Origin of the sequence: Clostridium sp. DL-VIII, from assembly GCF_000230835.1 — a bacterium.
Lineage (GTDB): Bacteria > Bacillota > Clostridia > Clostridiales > Clostridiaceae > Clostridium.
Genome location: NZ_CM001240.1, coordinates 3,042,491 through 3,064,120, shown reverse-complemented (window position 1 = coordinate 3,064,120; position 21,630 = coordinate 3,042,491). Strand labels below are relative to the sequence as shown.

Sequence of the window (21,630 nt, the reverse complement as noted above, 5' to 3'; positions counted from 1 at the left end):
ATACCTTTAAATTTTCACATTACTTAAGCAAAAATTATATGCACAATGTACAATATCTATAATATATATTTTGTACATTGTGCATTAATTTTAAATATAATTATTAAATATATTTTTTAAATATAATAAACTATTATCTAAATATAAACTTTTCTATTACATTTTAGATATTATCCTCTAGTGTCAAGCCTATTTCATTTGGAAATGAATGCTTGTGAGTACTTTCTTGATGCTCCTTTTGAAGTTTAACTTCTTCTTCTAAATTCTTAAACGCAACAGATAGCATTAATTTGATTCTGTTTAATTGATTTACATTTGAGGCACCTGGATCATAATCTATAGCCACTATATTAGACTTAGGATATCTTTCCTTTAATGCTTTAATCATTCCTTTTCCTGTTACATGATTAGGCAAGCAGGCAAAAGGTTGAAGGCATACTATATTAGATGCTCCACTTTCTATAAGCTCTATCATTTCAGCAGTTAAAAACCATCCTTCACCTGTTTGATTTCCAAGTGAGAGTATAGGTGATGCCATATTTGCTAGTTCTTTTATGTGTTTTGGCTTAGAGAACCTTTCACTATTTTCTAAAGCTTTTTTCATAGTTTTTCTATATGACTCTATATATATAATTGCAGCATTACTCAAATTTCTTGTCATTTTGCTGCCTGCAAGATATTTAGCTTTAAAATCAGCATCAAAAGCTGAATAGAAAAAGAAATCTAAAAGATCTGGAACAACTGCTTCCGCTCCCTCACTTTCCAAAATTCCTACTACATCATTATTAGCTGTTGGATGGAATTTAACTAAAATCTCCCCAACGACTCCAACTCTTGGTTTCTTAATATTTAATAATGGCAGATTATCAAAGTCACTAATTATTTCTTTTATATTTTTATTAAATTCTTTCTTACTTCCATTTATTAAATTAGCTTTAACTCTTTCAGCCCATTTTCTATGAAGTTCATTTGCAGATCCTTTAACTTTTTCATAAGGCCTTGTTCTATATAGAACACGCATAAATAAGTCACCATAAACCAATGACATTATTGCTCTATGAAGCAGCTTCAATGTAATCTTAAATCCTGGCTGCTTTTCAAGACCAACCGCATTTAACGATATAATTGGAATATTTTCAAAGCCAGCATGTTTTAAAGCAAGCTTTATAAAACCAATATAGTTAGTAGCTCTGCATCCCCCTCCAGTTTGAGACATTATAACTGCAGTACTATTCAAATCATATTTTCCCGATTTAAGAGCTTCAACTATCTGCCCAACAACTATTATTGAGGGATAACAAGCATCATTGTTAACATATTTTAATCCTTCATCAACAGCTTTCATATCCATTGAAGGCATAACCTCTAAATTATATCCTGCTGCTCTCGCAGCTGTTTCTATCAATTCAAAATGAATTGGTGACATTTGAGGACATAAAATTGTATGAGTTTTTCTCATTTCTGGTGTAAATACTGGATTATTATAAACTATCTTTTCTTCAACTGGTTTATAATTCTTTCTTTCTCTCTCATCCACAGCAGCTTTTAATGATCTTATTCTTATTTTAGCTGCTCCTAAATTATTTCCTTCATCTATCTTTAATACTGTATATATCTTTCCTTTTGATGAGATAATTTCTGAAACTTGATCTGTTGTAACAGCATCTAATCCACAACCGAAAGAGTTTAACTGAATTATTTCTGTGCATGGCTCATCAGCTACAAAAGCTGCTGCCCTATATAATCTTGAATGATACATCCACTGATCTACAACTCTTAATTTATCCTTTAATCTTCCTAAATGAGATACACTGTCTTCAGTTAATACAGCCATATCAAAAGAAGTTATAATATCAGGAATACCATGATTTATTTCTGGATCTATATGATATGGTCTTCCACATAATACAATTCCCTTTTTATTATTTTTTCTTAAATACTCAAGGACTTCTTCACCCTTATTTCTTATATCTTGTTTATATGCTTCTCTTTCCTTACTTGCTGCTTCAACTGCTTCTTTAGCCTCATCTAGGGTAACATTAAACATCTTAAATTCGTGAGCGATTCTTTTAACAAGTTCTTTATCATTATCTAAAGATAAAAATGGCTCCATAAAGTTAATATTATTAAGCTTCAATTCATCCATATTATTTTTAATTGATTCTGGATAAGAAGTTACCATAGGACAGTTATAATGATTTTGGGCCTCTTCAAATTCTTTTTTCTCATACGATATACAAGGATAGAATATATTTTTAATTCCCCTGTTTATTAAATTCATTATATGTCCATGAGCAAGTTTAGCTGGATAACATGCTGACTCTGAAGGAATTGTTTCAATTCCAAGTTCATATATTTTTTTGTTTGAATGTGCTGAAAGCTTAACGCTGAATCCTAAGTTAGTTAACAATGTAAACCAAAATGGGTAATTTTCATACATATTTAAAACTCTAGGAATCCCTATTACTCCACGCTTTGCTTCTTCCTCTTTAAGTGGCTTATAATTAAATGTTCTCTTATATTTGTAGTCATATAAGTTTGGCAATTTATTCTCTTTAGACTTCTCTATTCCAAGTCCTCTTTCACACCTATTTCCAGAAATAAATTCTTCTTCAGTAGAAAATTTATTTATAGTTAGTAAGCAGTTATTTCCACACTTACCACATCTTCTAAACGATGATGTCATTTCAAATTTATTGATTTTCTCTTTTGGCAACAAAGTTGATTTAGTTTCTTCAACATATCTATCCTTTGCTATAAGTGCACATCCAAAAGCTCCCATTAATCCTGATATATCTGGCCTTATAGCTTCTCTTCCAGAAATGAGTTCAAAACTTCTAAGTACAGCCTCATTATAAAAAGTTCCACCTTGTACTATTACCTTTTCACCTATATCTTTTTCATCTCTTAACTTTATTACTTTATATAAAGCATTTTTTATAACTGAATATGAAAGTCCAGCTGAAATATCTGAAATCTCAGCACCTTCCTTTTGTGACTGCTTAACTCTAGAATTCATAAATACAGTACATCTAGAGCCCAAGTCTACTGGTGCTTTTGAGCGAATTGCTTCCTTTGCGAAATCTTCAACCTTCATATCTAATGACTTAGCAAAACTTTCAATAAATGAACCGCACCCTGATGAACAAGCTTCATTTAATATTATACTATCTATTGCACCATTTTTTATTTTAATGCATTTCATATCTTGTCCACCTATATCCAAGATAAAATCTACTCCCGGTAAGAAATAATCTGCAGCCTTGTAGTGAGCAATTGTTTCAATTTCACCAATATCTATATGAAGAGCTGCCTTAATTAAAGCTTCTCCATAACCTGTAACTGTGGAATTTACAATTTCAATGTCTTCTGGAAGCTTTTCATATAAATCTTTAATTATGCGAACAACTTTCTTTAATGGGCTTCCTTCATTACTTCCATAGAAGGAGTATAACAATTCAGAATCTTCTCCTATAAGTGCAATCTTAGTTGTTGTAGATCCTGCATCAATACCCAAGTATGCTCGTCCTTTGTAGTTATTAAGTTCTCCTCTTTTTACTACAGCATTGTCATGTCTATTTTTAAATTTTTTATAGTCTTCATCGCTCTTAAATAATGGTTCAAGTCTTTGATCTGTATCATCTTTTACTTTAGAGATATGAGCAATTTTATCTGCTATTTGTTCTAAAGATGTTATTGGTTCCTTTTCTGCCAAAAGAGCAGCTCCCATTGCAACAAAAAGCTGAGAATTTTCTGGAGCAATAATTTGATCTCCACTTAAATTTAAAGTTTCTATAAATCTATTTCTTAATTCTGATAAGAAGAATAGTGGCCCTCCAAGAAAAGCTACATTTCCTCTTATAGGTTTACCGCAAGCGAGTCCACTAATAGTTTGGTTTACTACTGCTTGGAATATTGATGCTGCTATATCACTCTTTTTAGCCCCTTCATTTATTAAAGGTTGTACATCTGTTTTAGCAAAAACTCCACACCTTGAAGCTATTGGGTACAATACTGTATATTCTTTAGCATATTCGTTAAGACCCAATGCATCCGTATTTAATAGTACTGCCATTTGATCAATAAAAGCTCCGGTCCCCCCGGCACAGCTTCCATTCATTCTTTGCTCTATTCCACCTTTAAAGTATGTTATCTTGGCATCTTCTCCACCAAGCTCTATTACAACATCAGTTCTCGGAATAAATGTTTCAACTGTTTTTGAACACGCAATTACTTCTTGAACAAAACCAAGACTTAACCACTTAGATACAGATAGTCCTCCCGAACCAGTTATATTAATCTTGCAGCTAATATCTCCTAATGTTTGGTAACATTCAGTTATTAAACCAACAATAGTACTTCTTACATCTGAAAAATGCCTTTTATATTTGCTATAAATTAAACTATTATCATTATCAAGAACCGCTAATTTCACTGTTGTTGATCCTATATCTAATCCAATTTTATAATTTGTCATATTTTATTATTCACCTACTCTATTTTTTCAATACGTTTATATTGTTACTATAATCTAATATTATTTAAAAATAAGTCCATATGTATAGTTATTTAAACTATTGTCTATAATCATAAAGTATTCTAGTTAAAACTTATAATTTTGCTTTTGGAGGTTACAAATGAATTACTTTAATGAAGGAAATAAATTTTACAATAGTCAAGACTATGAGAAAGCTATTGCTTACTATAAAAAATCTGCATCTGAAAATACAAACAAAGCTTGTTCATACTATAATTGTGGAGTTTGCTTTATTAAACTAAAAAACTTTGATGATGCCATCATAATGTTAAACAAAGCAATTTCAATTAGTCATGAAAGTAAATATTTCTTTAATCTTGGTTACTGCTATGTTATGAAAGAATGCCTTGATACGGCTTTACGTCTTTTCAATCTTGCCTGGTCTATAGATCCCGCTGATAAAGACTGTGAAAAAGCCATCGATGTTATTATTTCAAAGCTCCAAAAAAAAGTAAATTAATTTTTATTGCCATTCCCCAGCAACTTCCTCTTCTTTATGTTGGTCAAACAAATTGGAATCAAAGTAATTTCCCCCATCATAAAATGTTGGATCTACATTTATCCATTTTCCTTCATCGCTTAAATAAACTTGATTCCATGCATGTCCTACATATTCTTCCCCATTATATGCCTGTCCACCTACTAACCTTACTTTAAGGCCTGAAGCTCTCGCCATCGCTACATAGAGACATGCTTCATCAAAGCATATTCCACTTCTACTTTTAAAAGCAGAAATTGCGCCACCTTCTGGCATTTTTTGAATATCGCTACCCTTTAATACCTCATCAGCCTTATTATCATCATACTTTATATTACTTCCCACCCAGGTATATAAAATTTTAGCTTTTTCTCTATCACTTTTCGAATTTTGAGTTAACAAAGCAGCCTCATTATTAATCTCTTCATTTGATTTTACTCCTTCATCTATGGTAATTCCATTATAAAGAATAACTTCCCTAGCTTGATCCTTTTGACCTAATGTCAATTTTTTAAAAAATGTTTTAATTTCATTTTTATCAGATTTATTAGATGAATACTCTTGACTTAGACCACCGTCTGAGAACAAATTCATGATTTTAGAATTAACTATCCCACTTGGTATAACTAACATTCCAATAATTATACTTACTTGAATACAGCCTGCAACAATCCCAGCAATCACTAATCTAAATTTGTTTCCATTCATGATTTTCTTCCCCCCATCAATAAATTCTCACCCTATCATATTACCATTATAACAAAAATAATAACTTTTCGCATATAAAAGAAACTCTTCTTACTTAATTTATGTCTTCAAATATAATGTTTATAGTGCTATTTTGTTAAAATTCTTCTAAAGACATAACCTCTTTAACAACGCCATTTACAATATCGCTTCCATATCCTTTTGAAACCAAAAATCTATATAATTTGCCAGAAATTTTATAATTATCATTTTCCGTCTTTTTTATAGTGCTTAATTTTTTCTTTGCTATATTTAGTGCTATATTCCTTTCATTTTCTTTGTTTAAATTAGATAATTCCTCTTCTATAACTTCCTTAGCTATTCCTTTTTGAATTAATGAATATTTTATTTTCTGACTTCCCATTGTTTTCAATTTATCATTTACAAATGCTTTTGTATACGCTCTATCATTTACGAAATTATATTCTTTAAGAAATTCAATACTTTTTTCTATCGAATTATCGTCATATCCTTTTAACTTTAATTTCTCTCTTACTTCTTTTTCCGTTTTTAAATTTCGTTCAATTATTCTTAAAGCAGATTCCTTACACTTAATATAATTTTCACTTTTGGCTATGCTTTTAACTTTTTCTTCATCAATTTCTGAACTAATCTTAAGACCTTCCTTATAAACTAATTCCGCTGAAATCGAAAAGGCATATTCCCCATCCAAAAATAAATTAACTCTTTCTTTATTTCTTTTTTGAACTTCTATTTTTGTAATTTTTGACATGATATTTTTCACCTTTACTTATACTTTCAATATATATATTAATTAGATTTTAATATATGTATTGTTGGATTTTTTAAAACTTTTTTCCCAACTTCATTAATTTTGATTATATCAAGGTTATTTAATCTTTCCATATCCTTAACAAATTCAAATATATCTTCATCATCTAATGCTTGATGTAAAATATAATTGCATAATTCTGCCGGATCTTCCAATGTTGATATTACGGCTGTCTTATGAACCTTCTTCATAATATTTAAATCTTTGTCACCTATTTGAATCTCTCCATCAGCTACTTTCTTTAATGTATCATCAATTGCTTTATTAGCTTCATCAATGTTTTCCTCACTTACTGCAGTATAAATATAAAGAGTTTTTATACTACTGGTTATTTCTAAGTGAGTATATATATCATAAGCTAATCCTCTCTTCTCTCGAATCTCTCTAAATAACAATGAGTTAGAACTTTCTCCTAACCTGTGGTTTAGTATTCTAAGTGGAAGTTCATCTGATTTCTTCAATTCATTAAAAGTATATAGATAAACTATAGTACTTTGTTCTATATCTTTTTTATAACTTATTCCTACTATATTATTATTTTTTTCCTTTACTATATCTATAGGTTTAGGTTTCTCTCCTGACCATTCTTTGAATTGCTCTTCTATTAATTTTATTGCATCTTCATGACTTAAAGATGATACTATAGTTATAATTGAATTTTTAGGTGTATAGTATTTCTTATAATAAGACATTATTTCTTTTCTAGTAAACTCCGAAACATTTTCCTCAATTCCAGTTACTTCATATTTAAGAGGACTTTCGGTAAACGCAATTCTATTTACATTTTTAAAACTAAAATCTTCTATATCATCTTTGCTCATTTTTATTTCTGAAAGTATTACCCCTCTCTCTTTTTCTATTTCTTCCTCATCAAATTCAGGGTTTATAATCATATCTCCTAATAGTTCGACTGCATTTTGTAATTCTTCTGCTAAACAGCTGATTGTATACACTGTAGCATCATAGTCTGTATAAGCATTATATTCTCCACCTAATGCTTCTAATTCTTCATTAAGCTCTTCATCACTTCTATTTACAGTCCCCTTAAATAATGTATGTTCAATAAAGTGGCTTATCCCTTTTTCCTTTATATTTTCGCATAATGCTCCAACCTTAATTCCAATATTTATTGCCGCTATTTGAGTATCTTTATTTATTGTTATTACCTCTAAACCATTCTTTAAGGTATGTGTCCTTACATCAAAATTTAATTTTATCATTATTTCTCTCCTAAACTGCATATATCTAATCTTATAATTAATATACCTTATAATAATATTCATTATCTATTTTAGTTTATCATAAACTATGCCACACATAATAATATCATAATTTTTTCAATTTCTTCAATCAAAAATCATAAGTTTATATTATAATGAAAGAAATAATATTGCTAATTATACTATTATATTATAAATTAATTAATATAAACTCCTACACTGCTGGATTCTTAAATAGAGATACATAATAAATCTTGCAATGAAAATATAAAAGATTGTAAAATATGTTTTGTGGCTGTTAATAATCAAACTTAAAGTCATGCAAAATAATTTATTTGTAATATATTTGCCTTATTTATAAGTTATAATCAATATTATAACTTATTCTTTAATGCTGAATCATTACTTATTTGTAATTTTTGCAATTTACCGCATAAGTCTAAGTTCAAAGCTAGCTATCTAGGGGTTTAATGTATTTTGAAGGAGATGATAATTTATGAAGAAATCTATTTTAATCGTTGAAGATGAATTAAGAATAAGATTTTTACTTAGAGACTATTTACTTAAAGAAAATTTTAATGTTTATGAAGCATCAGATGGAGAAGAAGGTTTATTTGTATTCAGCACTCAAAAAATTGATCTAATCCTCTTAGATATAATGATGCCGGTTATGGATGGCTTCACAATGCTTGGTAAATTAAGAGAAGCGTCAACTGTCCCAGTTATTCTTCTTACTGCAAAAGGTGAAGAAGAAGATAAACTTCAAGGATACGATTATGGTGCTGATGATTATATTACAAAACCATTCAGTCCAAAAGTTTTAATGGCTAAAATCAAAGCTCTTCTAAAAAGGACAAGAGAAGATTTAGATTCAAGCCTTCAAGATTTTAGAGGCCTTACTATAAATAAACTTTCTCATGAAGTTAAAATAGATGGACAAGAAATAATATTATCGCCAAAAGAATACGAACTATTAACATATTTAATTACTAATGAAGGAATTGCTTTAACCAGAGATAATATTTTAGATAATGTATGGGGTATAGATTATTATGGTGATATTCGTACTGTAGATACTAATGTTAAAAGACTTCGTGAAAAATTGTTAGATAAAGCTAATTTTATAGTTACAGTACGTGGCAGCGGCTATAAATTCGAGGCTAAATAATGAAGTATAATTTATCCAAAAGATTATTTATTATAACATTATCTCTCGTTGTAGGACTGCTGCTTATAGCATATGTCGCACAGGCTGTTTTCTTTGAAAGTTTTTATTCTTACAAAAAAACAACTTCATTAGTTAATGAAGTAAATAAATTTCACGATTTATATTCTTATCAATTTAGTAACAGCCATGATTTAAATATTGCTCTTCAAAAATTTGAAAATGACACTAATGCAAAAGTTATAGTTACCTCAGTGGATGGTAAAATCAAATATCTTCCTAATACTGACAATACTGATAATGAAAGCCTTAATACTTTAGCTGCTTTTGGTCAAGAATTATTAGATGATAAAGATTTAATAAATCAAGTTGTTAAATATTCTAAAACTGGATATACAAACTTTGATAACAATACTAAAATTGGAGTAATTAGTACTCTGTCTATCAATAGTTCTAATGACAGTCTTATGTTTTGTGTCTCGCCAATTCAGCCCATAAAGGAAGCTTCTGAGGTAATAAGTGAATTTTTCATTTATTTATTCATAGGTCTGATTGTCATTTCAGTACTACTTTCGTTTGTTTATTCTAATTTAATATCTAAACCTCTTGTGAATTTAACTCATGCTGCAAATAAAATTTCTAAAATGAATTTTACTGAAGTTTGTGAAACCGAAAGAGAAGATGAGATAGGGAGCCTCGCCAAATCTCTAAACTTTCTGTCCAAAAATCTTCAAGCTGCACTCCTCGATTTGCAGAGTAAAAATAAGAAATTAGAAGATGATATTGAAAAAGAACGGCAATTAGAAGATATGCGGAAAGACTTTATATCAAATGTCAGCCACGAACTTAAAACTCCTATTGGGATAATAGAAGGTTATGCTGAAGGACTTAAAGACGGCATAGTATCTGGTGAAGATGCCAATTTATATTTAGAGACCATAATTGATGAATCTAAAAAAATGACTGTTTTAGTTACTAATATGTTAGAGCTTTCAAAACTTGAATCTGGAATTATAAAACCAAACTTTGAATCCTTTAATATTAATAGATTAATTAACAAGGTCTTAAATAAACATAAGCCTGATTTTGAAGAAAATAAGCTTAACATAAACTTCAATCCCGCAGTACCTTATAGCTATGTTTATGCAGACCCATTTCAAATGGAGCAGGTTTTAACTAATCTTATAACAAATGCAATTAAATATACGCCACCTAAAAATGATATTAATATAAACATTGAGGAAAAATTAGATAGATTTAAAATATCCGTACAAAACATGGGTGTAACCATCCCTGAGGAAGAGATAAGTAAACTTTTTGATAAGTTTTATAGACTAGACAGATCCAGAGAAAGAACTCAAAAGAATAGTACAGGAATAGGATTATCAATAGTAAAAAATATCCTGCACCTTCATAATAGTGAATTTAATCTGCAAAACATAAATGGAGGAGTTGAATTCTACTTCTATCTTGAAAAAATAGTATCATCTGAGGATGAAGAAGAAATATAAAACTTTCTTCTAAATGAATCCTCCATCTACACGTATAATTTGCCCTGTAATATATGATGAATCTTCACTGCTTAAAAATACTGCAAGCCTTCCCACTTCACTTGGATCACCAAATCTTCCTAGAGGAATTTCTTCTTCTAGGGATTTTTTTTCTTCATATCCTAAAAATGAATTCATCTTCGTATTTATTACTCCTGGCGCAATACAGTTTACTCTTATATTTGATGGAGCAATCTCCTTTGCAAGAGCTTTTGTAAATAAGTTTATTCCTCCTTTTGTTGTTGAATAAAGAACTTCACATGATGCTCCTGTTTCTCCCCAAATTGAAGAAATGTTAATTATATTTCCTTGTTTCCTTGAAATCATATACTTCAACACATGCTTTGTTAAATACATAGCTCCTAATAAATTAGTATTTACAATCTCGCTTATTTCATCTTCAGTAGAGTCCATAAATAAACCTATTTTACTTATGCCTGCATTATTTATTAAAATATCAATTCTTCCCATTGCAGTTATAACTTCATTAACGATAGCTTCACAATTTTTAAAAGATGAAATATTTCCTTTTACTATAATTCCATACCCATCTACTTTTTTAATTTCTTCTAAAGTTTCTCTGGCTCCATCGTCATCCTTTGAATAATTTATTACTACACTTGCTCCCTCCTTTGCAAGTTCTAGTGCTATAGCTCTTCCAATACCTCTTGATGCTCCTGTAATCAATGCTACCTTACCACTCAATTTATTCATAATTCTCCTTAGTGATATATCTATCTACTAAGAGTTCACCACCTATCAAACTTTTTTACTTAATCAATCTTGTATACATATTTATCTTCTTATACTTTTTCTTTCTTCTTTATCATAAATAATTGTATATTTTAAAAATACTCACTATTATTTTAACGTTTCTTCAAAAACTCTAAGGGAGTTCTTGTAAAATATTTTTTCTATTTCTGCTTCTTTAAAATCATTTTCTTTAAGAGCTGCGTGCAATTTATCAAATTCTGAGGCATTCTTTATTTCCACTTCATTTTTTATTCCATCGAAATCACTGCCAATGGCTAGAACATCAATTCCACCTATATTTCTTATGTGATTTATGTGAAAAACCATATCTTCTATTGAAGATACACTTTTATTACCTAAAAAATCGGCGCAAAAATTCAAACCCATTACACCACCTTTTTCAGCTAATAATTTTATCATATCATCACTTAGATTTCTAGGATGATTTGTTATTGCTCTTGCATTAGAGTGAGATGCTATAAATGGCTTTTTGCAAACTCTAATTAAATCATAAAATCCGGCATCAGATAAATGCGATGAGTCTGGAATTATGCCTAAGCTTTCACATTTATCAATTACTTCAAGCCCTGTTTCAGTTAAATGTTCATTCTTATTAAGAAATTCTACATTAGGATAACCCAATTCATTTTTATAATTCCAGGTAATTGTTAATATTCTTATCCCCATTTTATATACTTTTTCTAAAATCTCTGTATTTCCCTTAACAACTTCCCCCCCTTCAATTGAAAGAAAAGCACCTATTTTACCATCCCTTTGTGCAGAAAATAATTCTTTATTATTTCTCACAATTTCTATTTCTTTAGAGTTCTTTTCAATTTCTTTCATGAATCTATCATATAAATTAATAAACTCATCATATGGATCATCATTTAATTTTTTATCTATAAAAAAAGCAAATACCTGCCCTAAGTTTCTCCCTACTTTTAAATTTTCAATGTTAACCTTACACAATTCATTTCTAAGGTTCAAATTTTCATAAAATATTCTTCCTGCCGTATCACAATGCAAATCTATATACATCATTTTCATTCCCCCATGTCAAAAAATTCTCCCTATAGAGTTTTTGCGTAATCCAAATATTTTTGTATTCTTTCTGGTCCTCCGGTTATACTTCTTGTAATATATAAAATATCATAATTACCTACTTCTATCTCCCATTTGATTAGTGAAATTTCTCCATTTATAATTTCAATGCAGGTTATTGCTGATGGAAATACGCAGCACCCATCATTAAAATAAATTCCTTCGTCAGGTTCTGGAAATATATCATTATGAGTATGCCCGCAGATAATCACTTTTCTTTCTTCTCGTGCAAGCTTTCCAAGTATACCGTCTATCTTACTACCTTTATCATAATTATTAGCAGGACTAATTGGTGACTTAAACCCAGCAACTCCTTCCATAAATCTCCATACATATCTAACCAAAAATCTGCTGGTCTTCCACATATCACAATTTATTATATCAACCTGATGTCCATGAAATGCAATTATATCACCATTAGAAGGTACATATCTAAGTATGATTCCCTCATAAAAATCTATTCTGCTGTATAAACTAATCATTTCACGTCCAAATCCATGTCCCATATCTTCAAAAAGTCTTTCTTGATCTTTTATAAATTGTGAATTTGATTTAACTATATCATGATTTCCAAATACCAAATATAATCTATTCTCCTCATAAAATCTATTCATTAATGCAAAAATATCCTTATAAGTATATGCTATATCCAGACAATTTTTATTTTTCCATAGTTCATCCCCATCTCCTAATTCAATTAAAGTATATCCGTTTTGATAATAAAATCCAAGAGCAGCTTTGTAAATATTCCTGTTCTGCCTTAATGAATCTGCATATCCTCCATCTCCCCTATGAACATCACTTATTATCACTATTTTTGAGTCGTCATCAAATTTAACTAGTTTTCCCTCATTTAATAATCTCTTGATAAAATCTTTACTTTTAGAACAATGTTCACTCATTATATCAATCCCATAAAACTACATTAATTTCATAATATTATATGAATCTTAGCCAATAGGTGACAATTTATATTTTTCTGAGCATTCTTCATTTAGCATATTATAGCAAATTTCTGTTATTTTTTATATTCATACTAAAAATATCACCTAAAAATTAAGCACATATTAACTCTAAGAAATGAAATAACTATCTAAAAACAATTATTTTCTTATCCTCTGCTAATATGTGCTTAATTTAAATATGCTTTTAGTACTCTGCAAAAATTTTTCCTATTTCAGAATAATCCTTTGTTTTAGTCAACGCTAAGGAAAGCAGTATTCTAGCTTTTTGAGGTGATAATGTATAACTTGGAATACAGTTGGAATATTTATCTATAGTTGAATCCTTTAATATTATTCCACTTCCTATTCTTGAAGATCTCACAACAGGAATTCCTTTATCTTCTAATTCCTTAATTTCATCTAACCATTTTGAACTAAAAGTTCCGCTTCCTGCTCCTGCTATTACTATCCCCTCACATCTTTGAGCAAAATAATCGATAATTGAAGGATCAGCATCAATATTAAAATATGCAATAGAAACCTGTGGTAATTTACTTAATTTTGAAATATCAAATTGCGAATATACCGTATGTGGCTTTACAGACTTATTAAAAAAATAAGGAATGTTATCTCTCATATACCCAAGACATCCAAATTCTATGGAACTAAATGCATTGGTTTTAAAAGTATTTACCTTTTGAACGTTTCGTCCACTATAAATCCCATCAGAAAATACAACCATGCATCCCTGCCCTATGGATAAATCACTGGCTGCAAGTGCCACTGATTGATATAAATTCAAGGGACCATCAGCACTTGTAGCAGTAGAAGGCCTCATTGCACCTGTTACTACCACCGGCTTGTTAGTTTTAACTGTTAAATCCAAAAAATATGCTGTTTCTTCTAATGTATCAGTACCATGAGTTATTACAAAACCATCTATATCATCTTGTTTTGAAAGTTCATTTATTTTATTTGCAAGTGTTAACCAATGATTAATAGTTATATCATTACTATCTACATTTGCTATTTGTTCACCATATATATTCGCTATTTTATCAAGATTATAAACACTTCTAATTAATGTCTGTATATCCAAATTACCTGCCTGATAATTTGTTGTTTTTCCTTCTTCTCCTGTGCCTGCAATAGTACCTCCTGTAGCTAAAATAACTATATTTTTAAGATTAGAATTATTCTTATTAATTAACAACACGTCTTCCTCCTCTGACATTTTTATATAAATTTTGTTTCTTAACTGCTTTATTTTGAAAGTCTGCTCACATCTATTAAATTAATTTCTTATTGTATATCACTGTATCTCTTTTACTATAAATAAACTTATCCTCTTTCACGCCAAATTATAACTATTAATATTTATATACTAGCATATTTAAATATTTTATAGCGATATATTTTTCTGAATCTTTAAAATTTCTGCTATGAATATTTATATAAACAAAGCATTGTTTATACAATTTCATTTACATTAGAAATTTAAACAATGCTTTTATATTAGGCATTTTAACTATGCCTCATATTAATTATTAATTACTTTATCCAAGAATTCTTTGCATCTTTCACTTGTAGGAGCTGTAAATATTTCTTTTGGATCTCCTTCTTCTACAATATATCCTTGATCCATAAATATAACTCTATCAGATACCTCTTTAGCAAAGTTCATTTCATGAGTTACAACAACCATAGTCATTCCTTCTTGTGCTAAATCCTTCATAACTTTTAATACTTCTCCAACCATTTCAGGATCTAGTGCTGAAGTTGGTTCGTCAAATAGCATTATTTTAGGATTCATTTCAAGAGCTCTGGCAATTGCTACTCTTTGCTTTTGTCCCCCTGATAATGTGTCTGGATAAACATCCTTTTTATCCTTCAAACCAACCTTATCTAATAAATTTAGAGCTTTTTCAGTCGCTTCACTTCTATTCATCTTTTTTAATTCTAAAGGTGCAAGCAACATATTTTCAAGGACTGTTAAATGGGGAAATAAATTAAAGGATTGAAACACCATTCCTATTTCTTCTCTTAACTTATTTATATCTTTATTATTTACAAGCTCTTGTCCTAGTATTGTTATACTACCAGCTTGAATTTCTTCTAAACCATTTAGACACCTTAAGAATGTACTCTTTCCTGAACCCGAAGGTCCTATGATACAAAGAACTTCTCCTTCTGTTACATTTACAGATATATCTTTAAGAACTTCTAATTGTCCATAACGTTTCTTTAAATTCTTAGCGCTTATTACCATAGTTAATTTTCCTTTCTATATAACTTGATACTAAAGTTAGTATTGTAATTACTATAAAATACATACATGCTACAATTGCATACATTTGAAGTGCTTTAAAGTTTCTTGCAATTATAATTTGTCCAGATGATGTAAGTTCTCTTATACTTATAACCGTCAAGATTGATGTATCCTTTAGTGTAACAATAAATTGATTCAATATAGATGGAATCATGATTTTAACTGCTTGAGGCAGAATAACCTTTCTCATAGCTTTAAAATAGCTAAGCCCTAAACATCTTGCAGCTTCCATTTGACCTTTGTCTACTGCTTGAATTCCGCCTCTGAAAATTTCAGCCATATAAGCTGTTGCATTTACTGTAAGGGTTATTATACCTGCTACCATAGGATCAAATCTTATGCCAAGTGCTTGTCCAACTCCAAAGTATAAAAATAAAGCTTGAACCATAAGTGGTGTTCCACGAACTATATATATGTATATTGTCGATATACCTTTTAATATTTTTGAATTACTTATACTGAATATACCTAAAACTATTCCTAATATTACAGCTAATATTAATGATATAACTGCAACTTCTATTGTTACCGAAAGCCCACTTAGTAAGCTAGGAAGGCTATCTTTTAGTAATTGAAAGATTTCCATATTTCATTTCTCCTTACTATTTTCCTATATATTGACCAACTATTTGATCATATTTTCCATTTTCTTTTATTTTCTTAAGACCTTCATTAAATTTATTTAATAAGTCTGTATTTTCACCCTTTTTTACTGCAAATCCATAATCGACAGTATCTAATTTATCTCCAACAATTTTTAGTTTTGAATCACCGTCAACTTTAATTTTATATGCGATAACTGGATAATCCTCTAACAAGAAATCATCATTTCCATTTTCCACCGCCTGAAACATTGATGGTGAATCTTCAAAATAATTTAATTTCAATCCGTATTTAGCTTCATTGTCTTCAGCAAATTTCGCTCCTGCTGTCCCCTTTTTGACTGAAACACTTTTTCCATTTAAATCATTTATGCTATTAATTGAATTATTATCTTTATTAGCTACTATTGATAACCCTGATACAAAGTATCCATCTGAAAAATCCAAAGTTTGTTTTCTTTCATCAGTTATAGTCATCGCTGATATAGCTCCATCTAATTGATTAGATGCAAGTCCAGGAATTATTCCGTTAAAATCCATTGGTTTTAGATCGTAATCAAAATTTTCTTCTTTAGCAACTTCCTCTAAGATTTCTACATCTATACCTTTATATTTACCATTTTCCTCAAATGAAAATGGTGCAAACTTAGAGTCACATGCGATTACATATTTTTTGTTTCCCGTATCTGCTTTTATATCTCCTTTAGATGCACCGCAGCCAGCCAATAATCCTACCGACATTGCTGATGCTAATAAAATACTTACTAATACTTTTCTATTCATCGTTAATTTGCCCCTTTGCAATTTATTTAATTAAACTAAAATATTAATTCATTGCATATTTATTAATCTAATACCCCTGCAACAAATTTCTCATAATCCATATATCTTTCATTATGAAACTTATTATATAGTTCAATTCAAAAACTGTCAATAAGGCTATATTCTTATTCTATATAATCCTTTCTGTTTGCAACTCCATACTTCCCCATTATGACAAAGCTTCAATGTCACTTAACTTGTATCAAAATTAATTTATAATCTCAGATATACATCCTCAATTATGAATCAAGATGCATGTCTTCCTTCATTTTTATCATTTTATGCAAGTTGCTTAAATGTCCCAATTTCATAATATAAAATGTTATATTATACAACAAAGAGTTATAAATGAGAAATCCATCTCAAACTTATAACTCTTTATTATAATTAAAACATGAATCTTACTTTCAAATAGGTTCGTCTATTTTGCGATATATTGACCAACTATTTTATCATATTCTCCATTATCTTTTAATTTCTTAAGGCCTTCATTAAACTTCTTTAATAAATCTGCATTTTCACCTTTTTTAACTGCAAATCCATAATCAACATTAGTTAATTTATCTCCTGCAATTTTTAGCTTAGAATCTGGATCGACTTTAATCTTATAAGCGATAACAGGATAATCTTCTAATAGGAAATCACAATTCTTGTTTTCAACTGCTTGGAACATTGATGGAGAATCATCAAAATAATTTAATTTTAATCCATACTTTGATTCATTGTCTTCTGCAAATGTTGCTCCTGCTGTACCTTTCTTAAGTGATGCACTTTTTCCATTCAAGTCATTTACACTCTTAATATCATTATTATCCTTATTAACAACTAATGATAATCCTGATTGGAAGTATCCATCTGAAAAATCTAATGTTTGTTTTCTTTCATCTGTAATACTCATACCAGCTATAGCACCATCTAATTGATTAGATGTAATACCTGGAATTATTCCATTAAAGTCCATTGGCTTTAAATCATAATCAAAATTTTCTTCTTTAGCAATTGCAGCTAAAAGTTCTACATCGATTCCTTTATACTTTCCATCCTCCTCAAAAGAGAATGGTGCATATTTTGCATCACATGCAATTACATATTTCTTATTTCCATCACTGCCATTAGATGAATCCTTTTTTGCTGCTCCGCATCCTGATAATACACCTACCGACATTACTGATGCTAGCAAAATTCCTATTAATGTTTTTTTGTTCATTTATTAATCCCCCTTAAATAATTTTAAGCTCGCAGTATATCTGCATTTTTAAAACATTATTTATATATTTTTATAAACTAAGAGACCTTCTTAATGTATTGTTTGAAGCATTATATTTTTTTATTCAAACATAACTAAGAACTTCTTATTTTATTAAAAGCTTAAATAAAATTTAATTTCTTATGCTTTTATACTTTCATAAGAATAAAACCTTGTTTCTAAATTCGAAATATGTTCTACTATCAACTCTTCTGCTTTTTTACTATTTCTATCAAGCAGGGCTTTTGCAATATTTACATGATCATCTTTTTCATTTGTAAATTCTAAGTTCTTGCAATCCATTAACAAAATTCGAGAAAGATTCTCCATTGTTCCCTCACAAGTTTCAATTAATAATGAATTATGAGTTGCTCTTACAATTGACATGTGAAATACATTATTTAATTCATTAAATTTTGCTATTTCACTGCCTTTAGAATCCTCTGGAAATTTCATAGCTAATTCGTGTATACCTTCCAGCTCTAATTCACTAGCTGTTTTAACTGCCAATTTTACAGCAGCTCTTTCTAAAATAGATCTCATTTGGAAAGATTCCCTTATACTTTTCTGCGTTACAGGCCTTACTAAATAACCTTTTCTAGGCAAGGATTTCAGATATCCTTCTATTTCCAATGCTCCTAATGCATCTCTCACTGGTGTCTTGCTTACATTGTACTTATCTGCCAATTCAGCTAATGTAAGAAAATCTCCATCTTTTATTTTTAAATTTAAAATATCTAATTTAATATGCTTATATATTTCCTTCGCATATGATTTATCGTCCTGACACAGAATTATCTCTCCTTTCATTGAAATCCCACTGATATATCAGCAAATGTAAATAAAAAAAAGCAATAAAACACCTATATAAATAAATGCTCCATTGCTTTCATTTGAATCTATTATATTTCAACAAAATATTCTTTGTCAAGTTTTTATCAAAATTTTTTTAGTTGTAATTAGATATAATAGCTATTTTAATTTCTATTCATTTATTTCAAATACAACTTCTGCTGCATCCTTAAATACTGATAATACAATTCCTTCTGTAGAATCTTCTATTGATGCACCTTGAATATTTTTTATATTGTGGATATTTCGCATTACAATTCTAATTCCATCAAAATTATTTGAAAGCTTTATCATTATCTTATTTTCGTTTCTTTCTGCCTTTACTTTGAACACAGTTTTACCTTGTACATCATTAATTTCTGCATTTGTCTCATTTATTAAATTAAATATATGAAGCTGCAAATTTTCTAAATAATTATAATCGCAGGTATTATCTTTGCCGCCTATTGGAATGATTGAATTTTCTTTTGCCATAAGCGGTAAAGTAAAAAAGTCAAATTTTTCATTAATCCAAGATCCTCCTTCTATAATTTCATTTGTAAGTATATTCGTCCACTTTCCCCTTGGTAGATAATAATCAACAGTTGACTCAAAATTAAAAATTGGAGCTATCAAAAGGCTGTCTCCAAACATGTATTGTCTTTCAAGATAGTCACACGCTCTATCCTCTGGAAATTCCATAATCATAGATCTCATTACGGGTATTCCTTTTTTATTCGCCTCTACGGCTTTATTATAGATGTAAGGCATCAATCTGCATTTTAACTTAGTAAATTTCCTGACAACATCTACTGATTCTTCATCAAACAACCAAGGGACTCTATAAGAATTTGATCCATGCAGCCTGCTGTGGGATGATAACAAGCCAAATTGTACCCATCTTTTATATACTTCTGGTGGCGCAGTATTTTCAAATCCGCTTATATCATGACTCCAAAATCCAAATCCTGATGACATCAAAGATAATCCACCTCTAAGAGTTTCTGCCATAGATTCAAATCTTGATTCACAGTCTCCGCCCCAGTGTACTGGAAACTTTTGACTTCCTGCTGTTGCTGAACGGGCAAATACAATTGCATTCTCCTCTCCAAGTTTTTCTTTAAGTAAATCAAAAACAGTTTTATTATATAAATACGTATAATAGTTATGCATTTTCAATGGATCTGATCCATCAAAATATACCCCATCAACTGGTATTCTCTCTCCAAAATCTGTTTTAAAGCAATCTACTCCCATATCAATTAATTTTTCAAGATATGAAGTATACCATTTGCAAGCTTCTGGATTTGTAAAATCAACTATTCCTTGGCCTGCCTGCCACATATCCCACTGCCATACGCCTCCATCTTTATTTTTTATGAAATATCCATTATCCATTCCTTCTTTAAACAATGGTGACTTTTGTCCTATATATGGATTTATCCATACACACACTTTTATACCTTTCGCTTTTATTCTAGATATTAAACCTGCTGGATCTGGAAATACCTCTTTATCCCACTCAAAATTACACCATTCATATTCCTTCATCCAAAAACAATCAAAGTGAAATACACTTAACGGAATATCACGATTTATCATACCATCAATAAAACTATTTACAGTATTCTCATCATAGTTAGTTGTAAATGATGTTGAAAGCCACAGTCCAAATGACCAAGCTGGTGGTAATGCTGGCTTTCCTGTAAGATCTGTATATCTTTCTATTGCTTCCTTTGGTTTATCTCCTCCAATAATCATATAATCTATTTTTTCTCCTTGTACAGAAAACTGACACTTTGACACTACTTCTGTTGCAACTTCGAAAGATACTTTTTCAGGTTGATTCACAAACACACCATAACCTTTGCTTGTAAAATAAAACGGAATATTTTTATAAGCAAGATCAGAACAAGTCCCTCCGTCTTCATTCCAAATATCTACAGTCTGACCATTCTTAACATACTGTGAAAACTGCTCTCCAAATCCATACACACATTCTCCGATGTCTAAATTCAATTGTTCTCTCCAGAAATTCCCATCAGCAGTTTTAATGTAACCTAATTGATTTTTCTGACTTTGTGTTAAAGGCTTTCCTTTATAATAAAAACTTAAGTTCCAATTATTTTTTCCTATTTTTATAGTTGTATCTCCACTTGTAAGCGAAAGAACTTCTTCAGTATCTTCAATACTAACCTTATGCTTATCATTTTCCAATATTTCAAAGGAAGGTCCATTATCTATCCCTCCAATATGATGATAGCCTCGTACTCTTACAATATTAGGAAGAGGCGATGATACATAAAAGGTGAGCATTGGATCATTTAAAGTTTGTCCCCTATCTGCGATTTCCTTACCTGATGCATAAATCACTATAGCTCGATCTTCTATCTTATAATCTATCATTTGTATTGGGCTAATTTTATTTACCCCATCTTTTAAAAGCCAATATCCATTTGTAAATTTCATATTTACCTCCAAATTTATATAAATTTTACAACAAAATGTT

The 21,630-nt window shown here is 29.7% G+C and carries 17 protein-coding genes; 3 read left to right on the top strand and 14 right to left on the bottom strand.

What is annotated here, in order from left to right:
• Nucleotides 1–163: 163 nt before the first annotated feature.
• Complete coding sequence (locus tag CDLVIII_RS14030) at nucleotides 164–4,477, bottom strand: 2-hydroxyacyl-CoA dehydratase (RefSeq protein WP_009170099.1); 4,314 nt, start codon at nucleotides 4,475–4,477, stop codon at nucleotides 164–166.
• A 160-nt stretch (nucleotides 4,478–4,637) separates the two neighbouring features.
• Here CDLVIII_RS14030 and CDLVIII_RS14025 point away from each other — a divergent pair, with 160 nt between their 5' ends.
• Nucleotides 4,638–4,997 (top strand): tetratricopeptide repeat protein, encoded by a 360-nt coding sequence (locus CDLVIII_RS14025; protein WP_009170098.1) that lies wholly within the window; start codon nucleotides 4,638–4,640, stop codon nucleotides 4,995–4,997.
• Between the two features lie 3 nt (nucleotides 4,998–5,000).
• Here the strand turns inward: CDLVIII_RS14025 and CDLVIII_RS14020 are convergent, their stop codons facing one another.
• The 3 genes from CDLVIII_RS14020 to CDLVIII_RS14010 all read right to left on the bottom strand — a co-directional run bounded on the left by CDLVIII_RS14020 (nucleotide 5,001) and on the right by CDLVIII_RS14010 (nucleotide 7,775).
• Nucleotides 5,001–5,723 carry a transglutaminase-like domain-containing protein gene (locus CDLVIII_RS14020; protein ID WP_009170097.1) on the bottom strand — a complete coding sequence of 241 codons (723 nt, stop codon included), beginning with the start codon at nucleotides 5,721–5,723 and terminating at the stop codon, nucleotides 5,001–5,003.
• 136 nt (nucleotides 5,724–5,859) lie between these two features.
• On the bottom strand, nucleotides 5,860–6,495 hold the full coding sequence (gene recX, locus CDLVIII_RS14015; RefSeq protein WP_009170096.1) for a recombination regulator RecX: 636 nt from the start codon (nucleotides 6,493–6,495) through the stop codon (nucleotides 5,860–5,862).
• Between the two features lie 38 nt (nucleotides 6,496–6,533).
• A complete protein-coding gene (locus tag CDLVIII_RS14010) occupies nucleotides 6,534–7,775 on the bottom strand; it encodes a pitrilysin family protein (protein ID WP_009170095.1) in 1,242 nt (413 codons plus the stop codon).
• A gap of 496 nt (nucleotides 7,776–8,271) precedes the next feature.
• Here CDLVIII_RS14010 and CDLVIII_RS14005 point away from each other — a divergent pair, with 496 nt between their 5' ends.
• Together CDLVIII_RS14005 and CDLVIII_RS14000 are read left to right on the top strand one after the other, a co-directional pair.
• Nucleotides 8,272–8,943, top strand: a complete 672-nt coding sequence (locus CDLVIII_RS14005; protein ID WP_009170094.1) for a response regulator transcription factor — start codon at nucleotides 8,272–8,274, stop codon at nucleotides 8,941–8,943.
• Nucleotides 8,943–10,451 (top strand): HAMP domain-containing sensor histidine kinase, encoded by a 1,509-nt coding sequence (locus CDLVIII_RS14000; protein WP_009170093.1) that lies wholly within the window; start codon nucleotides 8,943–8,945, stop codon nucleotides 10,449–10,451. The genes CDLVIII_RS14005 and CDLVIII_RS14000 overlap by 1 nt, the downstream gene beginning before the upstream one ends.
• A 9-nt stretch (nucleotides 10,452–10,460) precedes the next feature.
• Here the strand turns inward: CDLVIII_RS14000 and CDLVIII_RS13995 are convergent, their stop codons facing one another.
• The 10 genes from CDLVIII_RS13995 to yicI all read right to left on the bottom strand — a co-directional run bounded on the left by CDLVIII_RS13995 (nucleotide 10,461) and on the right by yicI (nucleotide 21,590).
• On the bottom strand, nucleotides 10,461–11,204 hold the full coding sequence (locus CDLVIII_RS13995; RefSeq protein ID WP_009170092.1) for an SDR family oxidoreductase: 744 nt from the start codon (nucleotides 11,202–11,204) through the stop codon (nucleotides 10,461–10,463).
• Between the two features lie 147 nt (nucleotides 11,205–11,351).
• Complete coding sequence (locus CDLVIII_RS13990; protein WP_035301797.1) at nucleotides 11,352–12,287, bottom strand: dipeptidase; 936 nt, start codon at nucleotides 12,285–12,287, stop codon at nucleotides 11,352–11,354.
• A 29-nt stretch (nucleotides 12,288–12,316) separates the two neighbouring features.
• On the bottom strand, nucleotides 12,317–13,249 hold the full coding sequence (locus CDLVIII_RS13985; RefSeq protein ID WP_009170090.1) for a metallophosphoesterase: 933 nt from the start codon (nucleotides 13,247–13,249) through the stop codon (nucleotides 12,317–12,319).
• 247 nt (nucleotides 13,250–13,496) lie between these two features.
• A complete protein-coding gene (locus CDLVIII_RS13980; RefSeq protein WP_009170089.1) occupies nucleotides 13,497–14,507 on the bottom strand; it encodes an asparaginase in 1,011 nt (336 codons plus the stop codon).
• Between the two features lie 324 nt (nucleotides 14,508–14,831).
• Nucleotides 14,832–15,560, bottom strand: a complete 729-nt coding sequence (locus tag CDLVIII_RS13975; protein ID WP_009170088.1) for an amino acid ABC transporter ATP-binding protein — start codon at nucleotides 15,558–15,560, stop codon at nucleotides 14,832–14,834.
• Nucleotides 15,544–16,206 (bottom strand): amino acid ABC transporter permease, encoded by a 663-nt coding sequence (locus CDLVIII_RS13970; protein ID WP_009170087.1) that lies wholly within the window; start codon nucleotides 16,204–16,206, stop codon nucleotides 15,544–15,546. Before CDLVIII_RS13970 ends, CDLVIII_RS13975 begins: the two co-directional genes overlap by 17 nt.
• A gap of 16 nt (nucleotides 16,207–16,222) precedes the next feature.
• Nucleotides 16,223–17,005: a transporter substrate-binding domain-containing protein gene (locus CDLVIII_RS13965; RefSeq protein ID WP_009170086.1), complete on the bottom strand. Its 783-nt coding sequence runs from the start codon at nucleotides 17,003–17,005 to the stop codon at nucleotides 16,223–16,225.
• A gap of 460 nt (nucleotides 17,006–17,465) precedes the next feature.
• Nucleotides 17,466–18,251, bottom strand: coding sequence for a transporter substrate-binding domain-containing protein (locus CDLVIII_RS13960; protein WP_009170085.1), 786 nt, complete (start codon nucleotides 18,249–18,251; stop codon nucleotides 17,466–17,468).
• A 180-nt stretch (nucleotides 18,252–18,431) separates the two neighbouring features.
• Nucleotides 18,432–19,100 (bottom strand): GntR family transcriptional regulator, encoded by a 669-nt coding sequence (locus CDLVIII_RS13955; protein WP_009170084.1) that lies wholly within the window; start codon nucleotides 19,098–19,100, stop codon nucleotides 18,432–18,434.
• 174 nt (nucleotides 19,101–19,274) lie between these two features.
• Nucleotides 19,275–21,590, bottom strand: a complete 2,316-nt coding sequence (gene yicI, locus CDLVIII_RS13950; RefSeq protein WP_009170083.1) for an alpha-xylosidase — start codon at nucleotides 21,588–21,590, stop codon at nucleotides 19,275–19,277.
• Between the last annotated feature and the right edge of the window lie 40 nt (nucleotides 21,591–21,630).

Excerpts from the sequence above, each read along its gene's own strand:
- CDLVIII_RS13970 (WP_009170087.1), bottom strand. The coding sequence starts at position 16,206 with ATGGAAATCTTTCAATTACTAAAAGATAGCCTTCCTAGCTTACTAAGT.
- CDLVIII_RS13965 (WP_009170086.1), bottom strand. The coding sequence starts at position 17,005 with ATGAATAGAAAAGTATTAGTAAGTATTTTATTAGCATCAGCAATGTCG.
- CDLVIII_RS13975 (WP_009170088.1), bottom strand. The coding sequence starts at position 15,560 with ATGGTAATAAGCGCTAAGAATTTAAAGAAACGTTATGGACAATTAGAA.
- CDLVIII_RS13990 (WP_035301797.1), bottom strand. The coding sequence starts at position 12,287 with ATGATGTATATAGATTTGCATTGTGATACGGCAGGAAGAATATTTTAT.
- CDLVIII_RS13985 (WP_009170090.1), bottom strand. The coding sequence starts at position 13,249 with ATGAGTGAACATTGTTCTAAAAGTAAAGATTTTATCAAGAGATTATTA.
- CDLVIII_RS14005 (WP_009170094.1), top strand. The coding sequence starts at position 8,272 with ATGAAGAAATCTATTTTAATCGTTGAAGATGAATTAAGAATAAGATTT.
- CDLVIII_RS14025 (WP_009170098.1), top strand. The coding sequence starts at position 4,638 with ATGAATTACTTTAATGAAGGAAATAAATTTTACAATAGTCAAGACTAT.
- CDLVIII_RS13960 (WP_009170085.1), bottom strand. The coding sequence starts at position 18,251 with ATGAACAAAAAAACATTAATAGGAATTTTGCTAGCATCAGTAATGTCG.
- CDLVIII_RS14010 (WP_009170095.1), bottom strand. The coding sequence starts at position 7,775 with ATGATAAAATTAAATTTTGATGTAAGGACACATACCTTAAAGAATGGT.
- CDLVIII_RS13955 (WP_009170084.1), bottom strand. The coding sequence starts at position 19,100 with ATGAAAGGAGAGATAATTCTGTGTCAGGACGATAAATCATATGCGAAG.
- CDLVIII_RS14020 (WP_009170097.1), bottom strand. The coding sequence starts at position 5,723 with ATGAATGGAAACAAATTTAGATTAGTGATTGCTGGGATTGTTGCAGGC.
- CDLVIII_RS13995 (WP_009170092.1), bottom strand. The coding sequence starts at position 11,204 with ATGAATAAATTGAGTGGTAAGGTAGCATTGATTACAGGAGCATCAAGA.
- yicI (WP_009170083.1), bottom strand. The coding sequence starts at position 21,590 with ATGAAATTTACAAATGGATATTGGCTTTTAAAAGATGGGGTAAATAAA.
- recX (WP_009170096.1), bottom strand. The coding sequence starts at position 6,495 with ATGTCAAAAATTACAAAAATAGAAGTTCAAAAAAGAAATAAAGAAAGA.
- CDLVIII_RS14030 (WP_009170099.1), bottom strand. The coding sequence starts at position 4,477 with ATGACAAATTATAAAATTGGATTAGATATAGGATCAACAACAGTGAAA.
- CDLVIII_RS14000 (WP_009170093.1), top strand. The coding sequence starts at position 8,943 with ATGAAGTATAATTTATCCAAAAGATTATTTATTATAACATTATCTCTC.